This window comes from Comamonas denitrificans (assembly GCF_042654745.1).
GTDB classification, from domain to species: domain Bacteria; phylum Pseudomonadota; class Gammaproteobacteria; order Burkholderiales; family Burkholderiaceae_C; genus Comamonas; species Comamonas denitrificans.
The window spans coordinates 76,427-93,294 of record NZ_JBHSEY010000046.1; the positions used below are offsets into that span (position 1 = coordinate 76,427).

Genomic DNA, 16,868 nt, shown 5'->3' on the forward strand with positions numbered 1-16,868 from the left:
ACTCCTAAGCGTTTAACGCGATTAACGGGCACGCGAACGGTCGGCATCGCGAGCGCGGGTACTGCTGGCGGGGGGATTGGGCTCCAGTGCCGCAGCATTGCCGGAAGGGGCCGGTGCGCGGCTGGCGGCCTCGGCAGCGGCACGCGGATTGACCCCGGCGTTTTGCATGACTTTGTCCAATGGCAAATACAACAAGCCTTGGCGCGAATCGACCAATACCTTGGTCACATTGCTGTAAACCTCTTCCAGCGCTTCGGTGTAGAGGCGCTCACGCGTGACTTGCGGTGCTTTTTTGTATTCGGTCAGCAAATAGCTAAAGCGCTGGGCATCACCTTCGGCCTGGGCCACGATGCGGGCTTTGTACCCTTCAGCCTCTTGTGCCAAACGGGCCGCCGTACCTTTGGCCCGAGGAATCACATCGTTGGCGTAGGCTTCGGCCTCATTTTTAGCCCGTTCGCGCTCTTGGCCCGCTTTGAGCACATCATCAAACGCTGCTTGCACCTGCTCCGGCGGGCGCACACCGCCTTGCTGCAAGTTAATCCCGACGATTTCCACGCCCACGGCGTAGCGGTCCAGGATGGTTTGCATCAGTTCACGCACCCGAGGGGCAATTTGATCGCGCTCTTCGGCCAAAGCCGAATCCATCCGCATCTTGCCCACCACTTCGCGCACGGCCGATTCAGCTGCTTGCACCACCGCGATATCGGGGTTCTTGCTTTCAAACAGCCAGGCACGGGCATCGCTTAAGCGGTATTGCACGGCAAACTTGATTTCGACAATGTTTTCGTCTTCGGTGAGCATGGCCGATTCGCGCAGGCCGGTGCTTTTAATCACGATATCGCGGCCAATATCCACCGAGCGAATTTGAGTGACAAACACCAACTCATGGCTTTGCACCGGATATGGTATGCGCCAGTTGATACCCGCCCCCACAGTGGAGTGGTAGCGGCCAAACTGGGTGACCACGGCTTGCTGGCCCTCTTGCACAATGAAAAAGCCTGTACCCAGCCAAATCAAAGCCGCCAAACCGCTGATCAAACCGATGCCAATGCCGGTGCTTTTCATGTCCGGCGGCGTATTGTCCGGACGCAGACCGTCGCCACGCCCGCCCCCGCCTTTATTGCCCAGCAAGCCCGACAGCTTGCGGTTTAAATCGCGCCACAGTTCGTCCAAGTCCGGGGGTTGCCCGCCACCAGAGCCCTGGGGACCACGCCCCCGCGGCGGGGGTGGAGGGGGCGGAGGCGTTGGCCGATCATCCGAATCGGCCGGGCGCTGTTCGCCCCCCTCCTCACCCCGACCCCAACGCGGGTCATTTAAATTGAACATGCCGCGCAAACCAGGAAGTGCAAGTACCCAGCGAGGAAGGCGATGAGGAACATTCATGCGCAAAATCTCAATGAAAAGAAGGCGGTGTTTCCACCGTGATCAAAACAAGTTTTCGCCCTTATCAGGCTCAACAGAACAGATAGGGGGAAGATCCGAAAATTCCCGAGCAACTGCGGTTGGTGCTTGCAATACCCGCTGGGTCAACAGCTCACGCAGCGCATCCAAGCCCTGGTTGGCTGCAGCGCTGACAAAAATACGGGGCAGCATTTGACCATCGACTTCGTAGTGGTCTTGCAACCGCAAGGGGCGCTGCCCAGGCTCTATGGCATCCAATTTATTGAACACCAACACTTGGGGAATCGCACTGGCACCAATTTCGGCCAGCACTTGCTGCACTTGGCCAATTTGCTCACGGTAATTGGGGTTGGCCGCATCAACGACATGCAACAGTAAATCAGCATCAATGGCCTCTTGCAGCGTTGCTTGAAACGCATCAATCAGGCCGTGCGGTAAGGCACGGATAAAGCCCACCGTGTCCGAGAGCGACACCGAGGTTTGCGCCCCTTCCAGATACATCTGCCGCGTGGTGGTATCCAACGTAGCAAACAACTGATCGGCAGCGTAAGCCTGGGCTTTGACCAGGGTATTGAACAGTGTGGATTTACCCGCATTGGTGTAACCGACCAAAGAAACCGTAAACACCCCATGGCGCTGGCGTTGACGGCGCTGGGTACCGCGCTGTTTTTTCACCTTTTGCAGTTTCTCCTTGGTGCGCTTGATGGCTTCGCCAATCATGCGCTTATCCAATTCGATCTGCGTCTCGCCCGGGCCTCCGCGCTGGCCGATACCGCCTTGCTGGCGCTCCAAGTGGCTCCAGCGGCGCACCAGTCGGGTGCTCAAATACTGCAACCGCGCCAATTCGACCTGTAACTTACCCTCGTGGCTGCGGGCACGCTGGGCAAAAATCTCCAGAATCAGCATCGTGCGGTCATTGACCGGGCACTGCAAAAAGCGCTCTAAATTGCGCTGCTGCGCAGGGCTTAAGGCCTGGTCAAACAGCACCTCCTTGGCCTGGTGCATATCGACCAAGAGTTTGAGCTCTTCGGCCTTGCCGCTGCCAATGAACAAGGCCGGATCAGGTGCTTTGCGCTTGCACACCAAATCGGCCACCGGCTGCATACCCGCCGTCTCGGCCAGCAAGCCCAGTTCTTGCAGCTCGCCATCAAAATGTGAAAAACCCAAATCCACCCCAACCAAAATAACTGGGGTGGATGCAGACAGAGAGGAAGATGATAAGGATGCGGTCATATAGCGCTAGCCTGCGCGAGTTCAGGCACCCACGCACCCCAGATTAATGGTCTCAAGCGGCCGCGCTGTCGTCAGCTTCAGTCACGCTGAAGTTCACCGGACGACCGGGAACGATGGTGGAGATGGCATGCTTGTAAACCATTTGCGTTACGGTGTTACGCAACAGCACAACATATTGGTCAAACGACTCAATTTGGCCTTGCAATTTAATGCCATTGACCAAGTAAATCGAAACCGGGACATGCTCACGGCGCAGGGCATTTAAAAACGGATCCTGCAAAAGTTGGCCTTTATTGCTCACGATATAACTCCGTGTTAGGGGTTGTTGTTGTAAACCGACACCTTACCACAGCAAAGAAAGACTTATGCGCTAAGGCAAGTGTGTTTCTTACTGCGAAGGGGATTTTATTTCTTGTTCTTCTCGGCATAGGGGTTGTCTGCCGTTTTAAATTCAACGCGCAAGGGTGTCCCCACCAAATTGAATTCCTTGCGAAAGCGCCCTTCCAAAAAGCGCTTGTACGCATCGGTAACCAGATTGAGCGAATTGCCATGGATCACGATGATGGGCGGGTTCATCCCCCCTTGGTGGGCGTAGCGCATTTTCGGGCGGTAGGCACCAACTTTTTTCGGGGTTTGGAATTGCAGCGACTCCAGCAGCACGCGGGTGAGCACTGGGGTGGACATTTTGCAGGTCGCTGCCTTGTGCGCCTGCGCAATGGAGGCCCACAGCGGTGCCAGACCTTGGCGTTTGATCGCAGAAATAAAGTGCAGATTGGCAAACTTTAAGAAACCCAGGCGCGTTTCTATGGAGCGCTGCACCAGCTCGCGCTGGTACTCATCGAGCGCATCCCATTTGTTCACAGCCAACACCACGGCGCGGCCACTTTCCAGGATGTAGCCAGCGATATGCGCATCTTGGTCGGTCACCCCTTCGGTGGCATCAATCAACAGCAACACAACGTTGGCCGATTCAATGGCTTGCAGGGTTTTGACGACGGAGAACTTCTCAATCGCCTGAAACACCTTGCCTTTGCGCCGCAGCCCTGCCGTGTCAATCAGTTCAAACTTTTGCCCATTGCGCTCAAAGGGCACGCTGATGGCATCGCGCGTCGTGCCCGGCAAGTCAAAAGCGACCAAACGCTCTTCGCCCAGCCAAGTGTTGATGAGGGTGGATTTACCGGCATTGGGGCGACCGGCCAGGGCCAATTTGATCGGGGCCACCTCGCCCTCTACCAGCTCGGGCAAAGTCTCTTCATCGGGCAGTTGCAAAGGGGCCAAGGCCAAATCGACCAGATCACGCACCCCTTGACCATGGGCGGCGGAGACCGGATAGACCTCTCCCAGCCCCAGCTCATAAAACTCGGACAGTTGCGCACCGGCCTGCATGCCTTCGGCTTTGTTGGCCACCAGCAAGCACGGTTTGCTCAAGCGCCGCAGGTAGTTGGCAATTTCGTGGTCCTGGGCCGACAAACCATCGCGGGCATCGACGACAAAGACCACCACATCGGCCTCGGTAACGGCTTGGCGGGTTTGCTTGGCCATTTCCCGAAAAATGCCTTGCGAGGCATCGGGCTCAAAGCCACCCGTATCAATCACGATGTATTCGCGCTTGCCCTGGCGGCCTTGGCCATAGTGGCGGTCGCGCGTCAGTCCGGCGTAGTCCGAAACGATGGCATCGCGCGACTTGGTCAGGCGATTAAACAAGGTGGATTTGCCCACATTGGGCCGCCCTACCAGGGCAATCACGGGTTTCATGTGAATTCTTAACTTTTTTAATCAGGGCGGAAGCCGTACACCCCGCCATTGCGGGTCAGCACCACCAGGGTATCGGCCACCACCACGGGGGCGGCGGCAATGCCGCTGCTGTCGGTGGTCAAACGGTTGAGCGGGGTGCCATCGTCTTTGGAGAGCATATGCACTAAACCAGAGCTATCACCGACCACCACAGAACGACCTAAGGCCAAAGGAGCTGTCAATTGCCGCAGCTGCAAGCGCTGCGTGCTCCATTGTTTGCTGCCATCGCGGCGGCTCCAGGCCTGTACGGTGCCATTGCTTTCGCTGCCAAAGACCTGCTCGGCATTGCTGGCAATGCCAACCACGCCGGTGGATTTGGCCGTCCACATCAGCCGGGCTTGACCGACATCGACGCAGCCTACGCTGGCTTGGTAGGCGCGGGCACAGACCACATCGTTGTTGCGGGTGGAGGGGCCAACCAAATCAACCAGGCGCTCCACATCATTGGTGCCCCGGGGCGCAGCCAAGGGCGCTTCCCACAGCACGGCACCGTTGTCCGGATCGATTGCCACCAAGCGGCCCGACAGGCCCGCCAGCAAGGTATTGCCATGGGCGACCAACACGCCCTGCTGGCGCAGCACCAGGGGTTCGCCATCGCGTTGCAGCGTCCACAAGTGGGCACCGTCTTGGGCATCGTAGGCGCTCAAATGGCGATCGGCGGTGAGCACAAACACCCGGCCACCGGCCACCAAGGGTGCGGTATAGGAGGCCGCATTGAGCGGTTTGCTCCACTGCGTGCGACCTTGGTTAAGCAGCACCAACTCATTGGCCACGGTGACCACCGCTGCCTGGGTGCCATCGCTGCCCACGCCGGTCAGCAAGGCTTTGCCGACTTGGCCGCGCCATTGTTCACGGCCCGTGGCTCCGTCCAGGCTCACCACGGTGCCATCGGCCGCAGCCAGCACCAGGCTTTGGCCCACCACTTGGGGGGCGATGCTGGCGTTTTTCAAACTGGGAATGCTGCTGTGCCAGGCCTGGCGCACGGGCAGCAGGGGGATGTTGGGGCCCAAATCAGCAGGTTTCGGTGTTTTGGAGCCGCACGCGGCCAGCCCCAAGGCAAGGGCCAAAACCAAAGCGCTGCGCTGCGCCCAGCGGGGAAGAGTAGAGATTGTCATTACGAAGCCTGCGGTGTTGTAGTTGCCACGCCCAAGGCGTTGAGTTTGAAGCCCACCAGGGCGCGGTATTCCAAACGGGGGTCGAGCTGCTGCCAAGCTTGCTGGTAGGCGGCAATGGCCTCTTGCGTTTTGCCTTGCAGCTGCAGCACATCGCCCAGGCGGTCTTGCACCAGGGCGTTGAATTCGGGGGCGATAGCGCCTTGCAGCACAGCAGCGGCGGCATCGTAGTCTTTGGCCTCGACGTGCAAGGCCGCCAGACGCAATTTGGCCGCCGCTTGGTAGCCAGGGTCTTCAGCGTGGTCAGCGGCCCACTGCAAAGCGGCTTTGGCGGTGTCGGATTTGTGGGCTGCTTCGGCCGATTTGGCCACCTGCAGCGCCGCTTGGCTGGCTTGCACGGTGCTGCCGTATTCGTTTTTCAGGGCTTCAAAGGCCAGGGCCACGCGGCCTTGGTCTTGGCTTTCAATGGCAACAGTCACCGCATCGGCCAAGGCGGCGGCTTGCTCTGCCTGGCGTTGTTGCCACAGCTGCCAGCCGTTCCAGGCGGCAAAACTGCCCAGTACCACGACCAAAACACTGGTGATCGGGGTGCCCCACTGGTTCCAAAAATGCTTGAGCTGGTCAAGCTGTTCCTGTTCTTCTAAGTCCAAATGCGTTGCCATCGTGCTGTGCCTTCGCCAAAAATTTAAGCCCGTGATTGTAGGTGGTGCGCCCAGTCTGCGGCAGCGGCCAGCGGCTGGGTGGTTTGCGCCCCTTGGTCATCGCGCAGAGCTTTGACGGTGACCTCGCCCCGCGCCAGCTCGTCGCCGCCAAAAATCAGGGCAAAGTGGGCCCCACTGGCATCGGCTTTTTTAAATTGCGACTTCATGCTGCCCATGCCTTGCTCGGTGGCGGCGTGCATTTGCACGCGCACCCCCGCTTCGCGCAGCGCCGTCAAGGTGGTGAGCACCTGGGGCATGGCCGCCGCATCGGGAACGATGGCATAGGCATCGGGCTGGGGCGTGGGGATGTCGGTGCCCAGCTCTTTGACCAGCTCCAGCACGCGCTCCACCCCCAGCGCCCAGCCCACAGCCGGGGCCGGTTTGCCGCCAATTTGCTCGATCAGGTAGTCGTAGCGCCCACCGGCGCAGATGGTGCCTTGGGCACCGAGCAGGTCGGTGACGAACTCAAACACCGTGAGGTTGTAGTAATCGAGGCCGCGCACCAGGCGGGGGTTGAGCGTCCAGGGCACGCCGTTGGCATCCAGGATGGCTTGCACGCCGCGCAGGTGCGCCAGGGACGCTTCGCCCAGGTAATCAATCAGCTTGGGCGCAGCGTTCACCATGGCTTGCATGGCGGGGTTTTTGGTGTCCAGCACGCGCAAGGGGTTGCTGTACATGCGCCGCTTGGCTTCCTCGTCCAGCACCTCTTGGTGCTGCTCCAGGTAGGCAATCAGCGCGGTGCGGTGCGCCTGGCGCTCTGCGGGCTGGCCCAGGCTGTTGATTTCTAAGCGCCATTGCGACAGGCCCAGGCGCTTCCACAGGGCCACGGCCAGCAAGATCAATTCGGCATCAACATCTGGCCCGGCAAAGCCCAGGGCCTCGGCACCGATCTGGTGGAACTGGCGGTAGCGACCGCGCTGGGGCCGCTCGTGGCGAAACATGGGGCCGATGTACCACATGCGCTTGCCGCCGTCGTAGAGCAGGTTGTGCTCGACCGTGGCACGCACCAGGCTGGCGGTGCCTTCGGGGCGCAAGGTCAGGCGCTCGCCGTTCAACTTGTCTTCGAACGAGTACATCTCTTTTTCAACAATGTCGGTCACTTCACCGATACCGCGCACAAACAGCTGGGTGTGCTCCACGATGGGTGTGCGCACATTGCGGTAGGCATAGCCGTCCATCAAGTCGCGCACCTGCGCTTCGAGCCACTGCCAGCGCTCGGACTGACCGGGCAGGATGTCGTTCATGCCTTTGACGGCGCTTAACTTTTCGGGTTTTGTCATCTTGTTTTAGATTTTTAAAAAGAGCTTCTACCGCTTTATTGATAAGAGTTTCAGGGCAATTTTGACCTGAAACTGTTTATAAAAAAGCGCAAACAGCTATTAATTTTTTCCGTACCGCTGCTGGACGTAATCCAGCACGATGCGCTGAAACTCTTGCGCAATGTGTTCACCGCGCAGGGTCAGGGCTTTTTCGCCGTCGATGTACACCGGGGCTGTGGGCGCTTCGCCGGTGCCAGGCAGGCTGATGCCGATATCGGCGTGCTTGCTCTCGCCGGGGCCATTGACGATGCAACCCATGACGGCCACTTTCATGCTTTCCACGCCTGGATATTGCTTGCGCCACACGGGCATTTGCGCCCGCAGGAAGTCATCAATCTCTTTGGCCAGCTCTTGAAAAACGGTGCTGGTGGTGCGCCCGCAGCCGGGGCAGGCGGTGACGCTGGGCACAAACGAGCGCATGCCCAGTGCCTGCACGATTTCGGCCGCTACCACCACCTCTTGCTTGCGTGCTTCGCCCGGCTGGGGCGTGAGCGAGACGCGAATCGTGTCGCCAATGCCCTCTTGCAGCAGGATGCCTAAGGCCACGCTGGACGACACCGTGCCGCGTGTGCCCATACCAGCCTCGGTCAGGCCCAGGTGCAGGGCGTAGTCGCAGCGCCGTGCCAGCTCGCGGTACACGGCGATCAAATCCTGCACACCACTGACTTTGCAGGACAGCAAGATGTTGTCGCCGTTCAGCCCCAGAGCCTGCGCGCGGCGTGCCGAGTCAATGGCCGAGGTGATCAGCGCCTCGTACATCACCTGCCGCGCATCCCAGGGCTGGGGGCGCTGGGCGTTCACATCCATCAATTGCGCGAGCAGCTCTTGGTCCAGGCTGCCCCAGTTCACGCCGATGCGCACCGCCTTGTCGTGGCGGGCGGCGATCTCGATCATCTGGGCAAACTGCTTGTCTTTTTTGTCGCCCTTGCCCACGTTGCCGGGGTTGATGCGGTACTTGGACAGCGCCTGGGCGCAGTCCGGAAAGTCGGTCAGCAGCCGGTGACCGTTGTAGTGAAAATCGCCCACCAGCGGCACGTTGCAGCCCATGCGGTCGAGCTGCTCGCGGATGTAGGGCACGGCCTGGGCGGCCTCTGGGGTATTGACGGTAATGCGCACCAGCTCCGAGCCGGCCTGGGCCAGATCACGCACCTGGATAGCGGTTTCCACCGCTTCCACGGTGTCGGTATTGGTCATGGACTGCAGGCGCACGGGGGCATCGCCGCCCACCGTCACCACATGACTGCCCCACACCACGCGGGCCTGGCGGCTGCGCCGAGGCAGGGGTGCGGCCAGCGCAATGGGGCTGGCGGCCAAAAATTCAACAGACACTTGTTACTTCACCTCAAAACGGGCCACGTTGCTGCGGGCCACAGCCTGCACATCAAACGGGGCACCATTGACTTCCACCGTCGCCAGATCGGCCTTGCCCACCGCCACCGTCAGCGGCTTGGGGGCAGAGGTGGAGAACACCTCGCCGTCTTGCAAAATTTTCTCAATCAGCAGGCGCTGCTGGGCATCCAACACCTGCACCCAGGTGGCCCCCTTGGCGGTAATGCGCAGCACAGGGCTCACGCTGGCCGCTGCCTGCGCTGCTGGTGCCGCTGCTGGCTCAGCAGCTGGAGCTGGAGCTGCAAAGCCGGGCTGAGCGCCCTCTTCCTCCGGCAAGGCAGGCTGCATCAAAGCCGCCGCTTGAACTGTGGGGACTTCGCCGGCCTGGGCAACATCGCCCATATTGCCCATACCGCCCCCATCGCCTTCTTCGGGCACGGCAGGGGAGAACAAGGGGCTGTCGCCTGCCGGGTCGGACGGGGCAGACACCGTGGTGGACACGCCACGCACCCACTCTGGTGCCATCCACTGCACCCCAAGGTAGCCGCCCCCACCCAGGACAATCAGCAACAACACCACCCAAGGCCAAGGGGAGTGCTTGGTGTTGGTAGCCAGAATCGATGGCACGCCACGCTCGCGCATGGGGGCGTTGAGCCCGCCCTGTGGTGCCAGGGCCGTCACTTTTTGCTGCGGCAACAATGCCAGAACCGGCGCAGCCTCCAGGTGCAAAGTGCGGCAGATGGTTTGCGCCAAAGCACGCAAAAAGACCACATCGGGCAAGCGCTGCCAATCTTCATCTTCCAGGGCTTGGAGTTTTTCGACCGGCACTTTTAACGTCGCCGCCAAATCCTCCAGCGCCACCCCCTGGGCTTGGCGCGCTTGGCGCAGCAAGGCACCGGCAGATACCGCTGCGGCAGGCGCCACCTCCTGTGGCAACGCTGTTTCTGTCGCCGCTGACATCGAATCACTCATCAAACGTCCCTTGCTCAAACTTCTCACGCTCTGGCGAAGTGGGGAAGCGCTGCACCAGCTGGCCCGCCAATTGGCGCACAGCCACGCTGTCGCCCAGCTTGCGCTCAACCTTGATCCCCAGCCACAAAGAGGCGGCGCTGACCCCTTCACTGTTATTCAACCGCTGCACATAAAAACGCGCTTTTTGGGCATTGTCTTGGTCAAACAAGACTTGCGCATAGTTCAGCGCGATCGACGGATTGCCCGGGTTCAATTCATAGGCCTGGGCCATCAACGGCAGCAAATCTTCTTTGCTCCCCGCCTGGCGCAGGCACACCACCTTGGCCAACAAGGTGCGGGCACGGTCCTCGTTGGCAAAGCGGCTGGCAGCCAAGGCCGCATCAAAGTGCAGCTGGGCCATATCAAAATTCTTTTGCTGGCACTGCGACCAGCCTTGGTTGTAACGGGTGTTGGGGTCCCCCGGGCGCAGTCTGAGCGCACGGTCAAAGCTGGCATCGGCCTTGAGGTAATCGCGCTCGGCCATGTAAATCCAGCCCTGCAGGTTATGCGCATCGACATACTCCGGGTACACCTGCAAAGCGCGCGTCACTTCGTTCAAAGCGATTTCATTGCGCCCTTCTTGAAAGTGCATGGCCCCCAGTTGCAATCGGGTGTTGGCCAGGCGATAAACCTCGGACTCGGTGTCGATTCCCGTGCTCACTGCACTTGCACTATCGTGCATCGCCCCCGTGGTAGTGCAACCGGCCATGGCTGCAGCCAATATCCCAACGCTTAAGCCCGATTGCAATCGACGTGCAATAGCCAACACAGAGGGCAGCAACCGAGAGGGGACAAACGCTGCAGACATGAAGATCCTTTCACTTTCAACAACCAAAAAACCCTAGTGGGTGCGGTGAATGCGAATAGTACGTTGCTTTGCCATCCGGTCAGCCGCTCCAGTGCGATCTTTTACGTCGCCGGCCAACTGGCCGCAGGCCGCATCAATATCATCGCCGCGCGTCTTGCGCACGGTGGTGACGATGCCCGCCTGCGTGAGCAACTGGGCAAAGCGCTGCACTGCCGCATTGCTCGAGCGCTGCAGCCCCGACTGGGGAAAGGGGTTGAACGGAATCAAATTGAGTTTGCACCAGGCCTTGCCGTTGCCGTACTGGCGTACCAAGTCAATCAGCTGCTGTGCGTGCTCAGGCTGGTCGTTCACGCCATCGAGCATGCAATATTCAAAGGTGACAAAGTCACGCGGGGCAAACTGCAAATAGTCCTCGCAGGTCTGGAGCAATTCGGCCAGCGGATACTTTTTATTGAGTGGCACCAAGTAATCACGCAGCGCATCGTTGGGCGCGTGCAGCGACACCGCCAGGGCCACCGGGCAATCCTGGCCCAGGCGCTCCATCATCGGCACCACCCCAGACGTGGACACGGTGACCCGCCGGCGCGACAGGCCGTAGCCATGGTCATCCAGCATGATTTTCAAGGCCGGCACCAAGGCCGAATAATTTTGTAGCGGCTCGCCCATGCCCATCATCACCACATTGGTGATAACACGCTCAGAAGTTTGTAAGTGCTGGCGCAAAAAATGCTCGGCAAACCACAGCTGGGCAATGATTTCACCACTGGTCAGGTTGCGGCTAAAGCCCTGGTGGCCCGTGGAGCAAAAACGGCAGCCCACCGCGCACCCGGCCTGGGAAGAAACGCACAGCGTGCCGCGATCGTCCTCGGGAATGAAGACCGCCTCGACCGCATTGCCATCGCCCACATCAAACAGCCACTTGATCGTGCCGTCGCGCGATTCCTGCTGGGTGAGGATTTTCAGGCCTTCAATGCGGGCCTGGGCGGTGAGCTTTTCGCGCAGCGACTTGGCCAGATCGGTCATCTGGGCAAAGTCGGGCGCCCCGCGCTGGTGAATCCAGCGAAACAGCTGCGTGGCGCGAAAAGGTTTTTCCCCCAGCTCCTGGCAATACGCAATCAGGCCTGGGAGATCAAAATTCAAAAGATTGGTCAAGGAAGTCGTGGTAGTAGTGGTCATGATGCCCATGCCAGCGCAAGTGCGCGCACCAAAAGGCAACGCCCCATGCAGCGCCAAGGCCGCATGGGGCTTTTTGCTGTCAGCGCAAAAAATTAACGTGCGTAAACGTTCATGCCGGGGAAGAAGAAGGCAATTTCCACAGCGGCAGTTTCCGCAGCGTCCGAGCCGTGTACGGCGTTGGCATCGATGCTGTCAGCAAAGTCAGCACGGATGGTGCCCGCTTCGGCTTTCTTGGGATCGGTAGCACCCATCAGCTCACGGTTTTTCAGGATGGCGCCTTCGCCTTCCAGCACCTGGATCATCACGGGGCCGGAGACCATGAAGTCCACCAGATCTTTAAAGAAAGGGCGCTCTTTGTGCACGGCGTAGAACTGCTCGGCTTCGCCACGCGACAGGTGGGCCATTTTGGCAGCCGCAATCTTCAGGCCAGCAGCTTCAAAACGAGCGTAGATTTGACCGATCACGTTCTTGGCAACAGCGTCGGGTTTGATGATCGAGAGGGTACGTTCGAGGGCCATGAAATATTTTTCCTAGAGTAAAAAAATCTTAAACATCTTTTTTGCAAGAACAACAAAAGCACTTAGGCCTAGTTAGCAAAGCGGGCGATTTTATCCGAAATGCTTACAAAAGCCCACATACCCCCCATCCGGCCACACATAAAAAAGGCTTCCCTGCGGAAGCCTTTTTTCGTTCCAGCCGTGCTGGGCACGCTGATTACACGCGTTTGCGGTATTCGCCGGTGCGGGTATCCACTTCAATCTTGTCGCCCTGGTCCACAAACAAGGGGATGGCCACTTCAAAGCCGGTGGCAATTTTGGCGGGCTTGAGCACTTTGCCCGAGGTGTCGCCTTTGACAGCCGGCTCGGTCCAAGTCACTTCACGCACCACGATGGTGGGCAGCTCGACCGAAATGGCTTTGCCGTCATAGAACACGACTTCAGCGGTCATGCCATCTTCCAGGTAGTTCAGGGCATCGGCCATGTTTTCGGCTTCCACTTCGTACTGGTTGTACTCAGCGTCCATCCACACGTACATAGGATCGGCGAAGTAAGAGTAGGTGCACTCTTTCTTGTCGAGCACCACGTTGTCGATTTTGTCGTCGGCCTTGAACACCACTTCGGTGCCCATGTTGCCCAACAAGGCTTTGAGCTTCATGCGCACCGTTGCCGCGCCACGGCCACCACGGGCGTATTCGGTTTTCAGAACAATCATTGGATCCTTGCCGTTCATGATGACGTTACCAGCGCGGATTTCTTGAGCGATTTTCATAATTTAACTAGAGAGGAAAAAAGGGAATAAAGAGAAAGAGCAACCGCACCGGCCAAAGACGTAAAAACATGCAAAGGCATGACCCACGGTCAGCAAAAGCTGCGGATTTTAACTTTTTTCAGCAATAAACATTTGCAGTTGATCAATAAGGCTGTTTTGCTCCAGCAAACGCTGGCGCGCGGCCACGGTGCAAGCGCGCCACTGCGCCAGCATGGCGTGGTCAAGCAACGGCAAGGTATCGGAGGCCGCCATGCCATTCCAGGCCCAGTGAAAGTCCCGCAAACTGGCCGGGGCTTGCAGCCAATCCAAAAACGCTTGCAGCTTGGCATGGTGGGCACCATCCTCTTGCGGGTAGATGTGCCACACCAACGGCTGGCCCGCCCACAGCGCCCGCACCAATGAATCTTCACCCCGCACCAAATTGAGGTCACAGGCCCAGAGCAAATGATCAAACTCAGCTTGGCTGCAGGGGTTTAAAAATAAGAGCTGCTTACGCTTATCCATCAAGGGATAAGCAGCATTTTTATCTAAATATTCTTGCACTGCCGCAGTTGCCCGCCCTGGGGTCACCAGCAACTGCCAATCGGGCTGGGCTGCGCACTGTTGCAACCACTCCGGCAAGGCCGCCGGTTCATAACAAAACAAAGAGATCGCCAAAGATTGAGCACGCACGCCCTGCTGCTGGCGCCAATGCTGGCGATCAAACGCCGCCTGGCGCTGCGGCAAATCAGGCTCGCGCAGCAAACCGCCGGTCATTGGCGTAAATCCAGGATAAAAAAACCAGCGCACCAAGCCCTGCCCTGGGCCTTGCAAAATCGGGGACGGCAGGCGGTGGCAGCGCTCCACATAGCCTTCAGCGCTTAAATATTCCAAATTAATGAGCGGCACCGGTCGCTGGGCCAAGGCGAGCAAGTACGCAGGCGGCGCCTCACAGCCAAAGGCTTCAATGACCACATTGGGCGCTTGCGCATCGTTCCATGGCGCATCGTAGGGCAGCACCTGCACCCCATTGGTACCCTGCGGGGCCATCCAGGCCAAGGCAGCCGAATCATCCACCCGCAAACATACGGCATGTCCACGCTGGGCCAAATCGGCCGCCAACCGCCAGCAAACGCCGATATCGCCAAAATTATCAATAACTTGACAGAAAATAGCCCAACGCAGAACTGGATGATCCATAAAAAATAGGCAAAAAAAAATCCCGCAATTTTTAATGCGGGATTTTTAATAATTTGGTAGGCGCGATTGGATTCGAACCAACGACCCCCACCATGTCAAGGTGGTGCTCTAACCAACTGAGCTACGCGCCTGTCGTTGCGAAGATCGAATTGTAGCACCACTTTTTCGATGATTTTTCAAAAATACCGATTTATTCATTTATCCGTGTTTGCAGCCGATCTGCCCTGCGTTTATCGCCTGCGTGCAGAGCGCACACCGGGCACGCCCGCAACCAACGCCAGCACTTTGGCCAAGCGCACAGCATCCGAGACTTCGACGGTAAACGTCATCCACGCCACATTTTTAAGCGACTGGGTTTGCACACCAATGACATTGGTTTTCTCCCGGGCAAAGACCTCAGAGATGTCTCGCAACAGGCCTTGGCGGTCGCTGGCTTGCACGGCCACATCCACAGGGTAAACAGCGGCTTTGCTGTCAGCGCTGGCATTGCTTGCGCCCCATGCCACATCAATCACCCGCTCGTGGTTGCAGGCGGCCATTTGCCGAAAATTGGTGCAATCGGTGCGGTGCACACTCACGCCTTTGCCACGCGTGACAAAGCCGGCAATCGGATCTGGCGGTGCCGGGCGGCAGCATTTGGCCAACTGGGTCAATAAAGAATCCACCCCCACTACCAACACCCCTCCTTTGCTCCCTTGGTTGGTGCGGGGTTTGCGCACCAGCAATTGGGGGTCGGTGTCCGGCGCAGCCGACTCAGCGGGTCGCAGCAAGGTTTCAATATTGCGCAGGGAATACTCATCCTTGCCCACCACTTCAAACAAGGCATCGGCCGATTTAAAACCCAGCTGCAGTGCCAAGTCGTCCAGTTTGAGTGCTGTTTTACCTTCGCGCTGCAGGAGTTTTTCGACCGACTCGCGCCCGCGTGCCACCGTTTCGTGCGTGGCCTGGGCATTGAACCAAGCCCGCACCTTGGCCTTGGCGCGGTTGCTATGCAAATAACCTAAATCAGAATTGAGCCAATCGCGCGAAGGGCGGCCTTCTTTGACGGTGATGATCTCTACCGTCTGCCCGCTTTTCAGTGCTGCATTAAGCGGCACCATGTTGCCATCGACCCGCGCGCCCCGGCAGCGGTGGCCCAAATCCGTGTGCACGCTGTAGGCAAAATCCACCGGAGTGGCCCCTTCCGGCAACTCAATCACCGCTGCATCTGGGGTCAGCACATAGATGCGATCGTCAAACAGCCCTTTGTGCGCTGGGTCTTCGGACAAATCCTTGCCCCAGGCCAGCAGCTGGCGCAAGACAGCAATTTTTGCATCGTATTGCCCGGTCGCACTCACTCCGGCATAGCCCTTGGTCCCCGCCTCTTTGTAGGCCCAGTGCGCAGCCACACCATTTTCTGCATGGTCGTGCATGGCTTGAGAGCGAATTTGAATTTCAATGGCCTTGCCATTTTCATCACGTACCACGGTATGCAACGACTGGTAGCCATTGGGTTTGGGGCGGGCGATGTAGTCGTCAAACTCCGACTCGATCGGCTTGAAATGCTGGTGCACCCATGACAAGGTGGTGTAGCAATCTTTCACCGTGGGAACCACCACACGCAAGGCCCGAAGATCAAACAGCTGGTCAAAACTCAGGCGCTTGCCGCGCATTTTTTTGATAATGCTATAGATGTGCTTGGGCCGCCCTTGCACGCTGGCACTGATGCTTGCCGCCCGCAATTGGGCCTCTAATTTATGGCGCAGCTGCTCCAGGTACACCTCGCGCTCAGCGCGTTTTTCATCCAGAAGCTTGGCAATTTCACGGTAAGTTTGTGGCTCCAAAAAGCGAAATGCTAAATCCTCAATCTCCCACTTGATTTGCCAAATACCCAAGCGGTTGGCCAGGGGCGCAAACACATGCAAAGCCTCGTGCGCCATGGCCGGAGCGATGGTTTGCTTACTGGCCGCATACCAGCGCAAGGTTTGCAGGCGCGAGGCCAAGCGCAGCAATACCACCCGCACATCACGCGAAAAACCCAGCAGCATTTTGCGCACGGTCTCGGTTTGCAAGCCTGGGTTTTGCGCCTGGGCCACCAAGCGCTCGGCATTGCGCGATTGCTGCTGCACGCGCATGAGCTTGACAGTCTCCACCGCCAAAGAGGCAAAGTGCGGGCCAAACGCCTTGGTGAGCACCTCCAGGGGCTTATTCAAGTGCAAGCTGGCATACACCAGATACACCGCCGCCTGCATGGTTTCTGAGCCGCCAATGCCTTGCAAAATTGCCGCTACGGCATCGGCGTGGGCCAAGGTGCCTTCGCCAGTAGAAAGGGTTTCACCCGCCAACAAGGGCTCGGCAAAGGTACGGGCCCGCAGCAAAGCATTGACCTGTCCCGGAATTGAATTGGCCGTCGCCGCGATTAAATCTGGCACATCGGCCACGGGCTGAACCGGCTGGGCAATCACATTGGGGGGCGTGACGTTTTCTCCCACTGTGGGAGGCAAGGAGGTTACGCTGCGCATACACGCCCCGGGTGGATGCCAAAGTTACAACAGGG

15 protein-coding genes and 1 tRNA gene are annotated in these 16,868 nt (G+C 58.7%); all 16 read right to left on the reverse strand.

What is annotated here, in order from left to right; genetic code table 11:
- Window positions 1–21: 21 nt before the first annotated feature.
- Complete coding sequence (gene hflK, locus ACFO24_RS09425) at window positions 22–1,383, reverse strand: FtsH protease activity modulator HflK (protein ID WP_377738114.1); 1,362 nt, start codon at window positions 1,381–1,383, stop codon at window positions 22–24.
- A gap of 42 nt (window positions 1,384–1,425) precedes the next feature.
- Window positions 1,426–2,634 (reverse strand): GTPase HflX, encoded by a 1,209-nt coding sequence (gene hflX, locus ACFO24_RS09430; RefSeq protein WP_377738116.1) that lies wholly within the window; start codon window positions 2,632–2,634, stop codon window positions 1,426–1,428.
- A gap of 52 nt (window positions 2,635–2,686) precedes the next feature.
- The gene (gene hfq / locus ACFO24_RS09435) at window positions 2,687–2,935 is read right to left on the reverse strand and encodes an RNA chaperone Hfq (protein ID WP_207574682.1); all 249 of its coding nucleotides are present in this window, start codon (window positions 2,933–2,935) and stop codon (window positions 2,687–2,689) included.
- Between the two features lie 104 nt (window positions 2,936–3,039).
- Window positions 3,040–4,389 carry a ribosome biogenesis GTPase Der gene (gene der / locus ACFO24_RS09440; protein WP_377738117.1) on the reverse strand — a complete coding sequence of 450 codons (1,350 nt, stop codon included), beginning with the start codon at window positions 4,387–4,389 and terminating at the stop codon, window positions 3,040–3,042.
- Between the two features lie 17 nt (window positions 4,390–4,406).
- Window positions 4,407–5,543 (reverse strand): outer membrane protein assembly factor BamB, encoded by a 1,137-nt coding sequence (gene bamB, locus ACFO24_RS09445; RefSeq protein ID WP_377738118.1) that lies wholly within the window; start codon window positions 5,541–5,543, stop codon window positions 4,407–4,409.
- Window positions 5,543–6,202 carry a YfgM family protein gene (locus ACFO24_RS09450; protein ID WP_207574679.1) on the reverse strand — a complete coding sequence of 220 codons (660 nt, stop codon included), beginning with the start codon at window positions 6,200–6,202 and terminating at the stop codon, window positions 5,543–5,545. The genes bamB and ACFO24_RS09450 overlap by 1 nt, the downstream gene beginning before the upstream one ends.
- A gap of 23 nt (window positions 6,203–6,225) precedes the next feature.
- Window positions 6,226–7,521: a histidine--tRNA ligase gene (gene hisS / locus ACFO24_RS09455; RefSeq protein ID WP_377738119.1), complete on the reverse strand. Its 1,296-nt coding sequence runs from the start codon at window positions 7,519–7,521 to the stop codon at window positions 6,226–6,228.
- Between the two features lie 99 nt (window positions 7,522–7,620).
- The gene (gene ispG, locus ACFO24_RS09460; protein ID WP_377738121.1) at window positions 7,621–8,889 is read right to left on the reverse strand and encodes a flavodoxin-dependent (E)-4-hydroxy-3-methylbut-2-enyl-diphosphate synthase; all 1,269 of its coding nucleotides are present in this window, start codon (window positions 8,887–8,889) and stop codon (window positions 7,621–7,623) included.
- Between the two features lie 3 nt (window positions 8,890–8,892).
- On the reverse strand, window positions 8,893–9,861 hold the full coding sequence (locus tag ACFO24_RS09465; protein WP_377738122.1) for a helix-turn-helix domain-containing protein: 969 nt from the start codon (window positions 9,859–9,861) through the stop codon (window positions 8,893–8,895).
- A complete protein-coding gene (locus ACFO24_RS09470) occupies window positions 9,854–10,609 on the reverse strand; it encodes a tetratricopeptide repeat protein (protein WP_377738123.1) in 756 nt (251 codons plus the stop codon). The genes ACFO24_RS09465 and ACFO24_RS09470 overlap by 8 nt, the downstream gene beginning before the upstream one ends.
- A 132-nt stretch (window positions 10,610–10,741) precedes the next feature.
- A complete protein-coding gene (rlmN, locus tag ACFO24_RS09475; protein WP_377738124.1) occupies window positions 10,742–11,884 on the reverse strand; it encodes a dual-specificity RNA methyltransferase RlmN in 1,143 nt (380 codons plus the stop codon).
- A gap of 92 nt (window positions 11,885–11,976) precedes the next feature.
- Window positions 11,977–12,402: a nucleoside-diphosphate kinase gene (gene ndk / locus ACFO24_RS09480; RefSeq protein WP_207574673.1), complete on the reverse strand. Its 426-nt coding sequence runs from the start codon at window positions 12,400–12,402 to the stop codon at window positions 11,977–11,979.
- A gap of 196 nt (window positions 12,403–12,598) precedes the next feature.
- A complete protein-coding gene (efp, locus tag ACFO24_RS09485) occupies window positions 12,599–13,153 on the reverse strand; it encodes an elongation factor P (RefSeq protein WP_207574672.1) in 555 nt (184 codons plus the stop codon).
- Between the two features lie 108 nt (window positions 13,154–13,261).
- Window positions 13,262–14,332: an elongation factor P maturation arginine rhamnosyltransferase EarP gene (earP, locus tag ACFO24_RS09490; protein WP_377738125.1), complete on the reverse strand. Its 1,071-nt coding sequence runs from the start codon at window positions 14,330–14,332 to the stop codon at window positions 13,262–13,264.
- Between the two features lie 54 nt (window positions 14,333–14,386).
- A tRNA-Val gene (locus ACFO24_RS09495) sits at window positions 14,387–14,463 on the reverse strand.
- A 99-nt stretch (window positions 14,464–14,562) separates the two neighbouring features.
- Complete coding sequence (locus ACFO24_RS09500; protein ID WP_377738146.1) at window positions 14,563–16,776, reverse strand: RelA/SpoT family protein; 2,214 nt, start codon at window positions 16,774–16,776, stop codon at window positions 14,563–14,565.
- Window positions 16,777–16,868 lie beyond the last annotated feature (92 nt).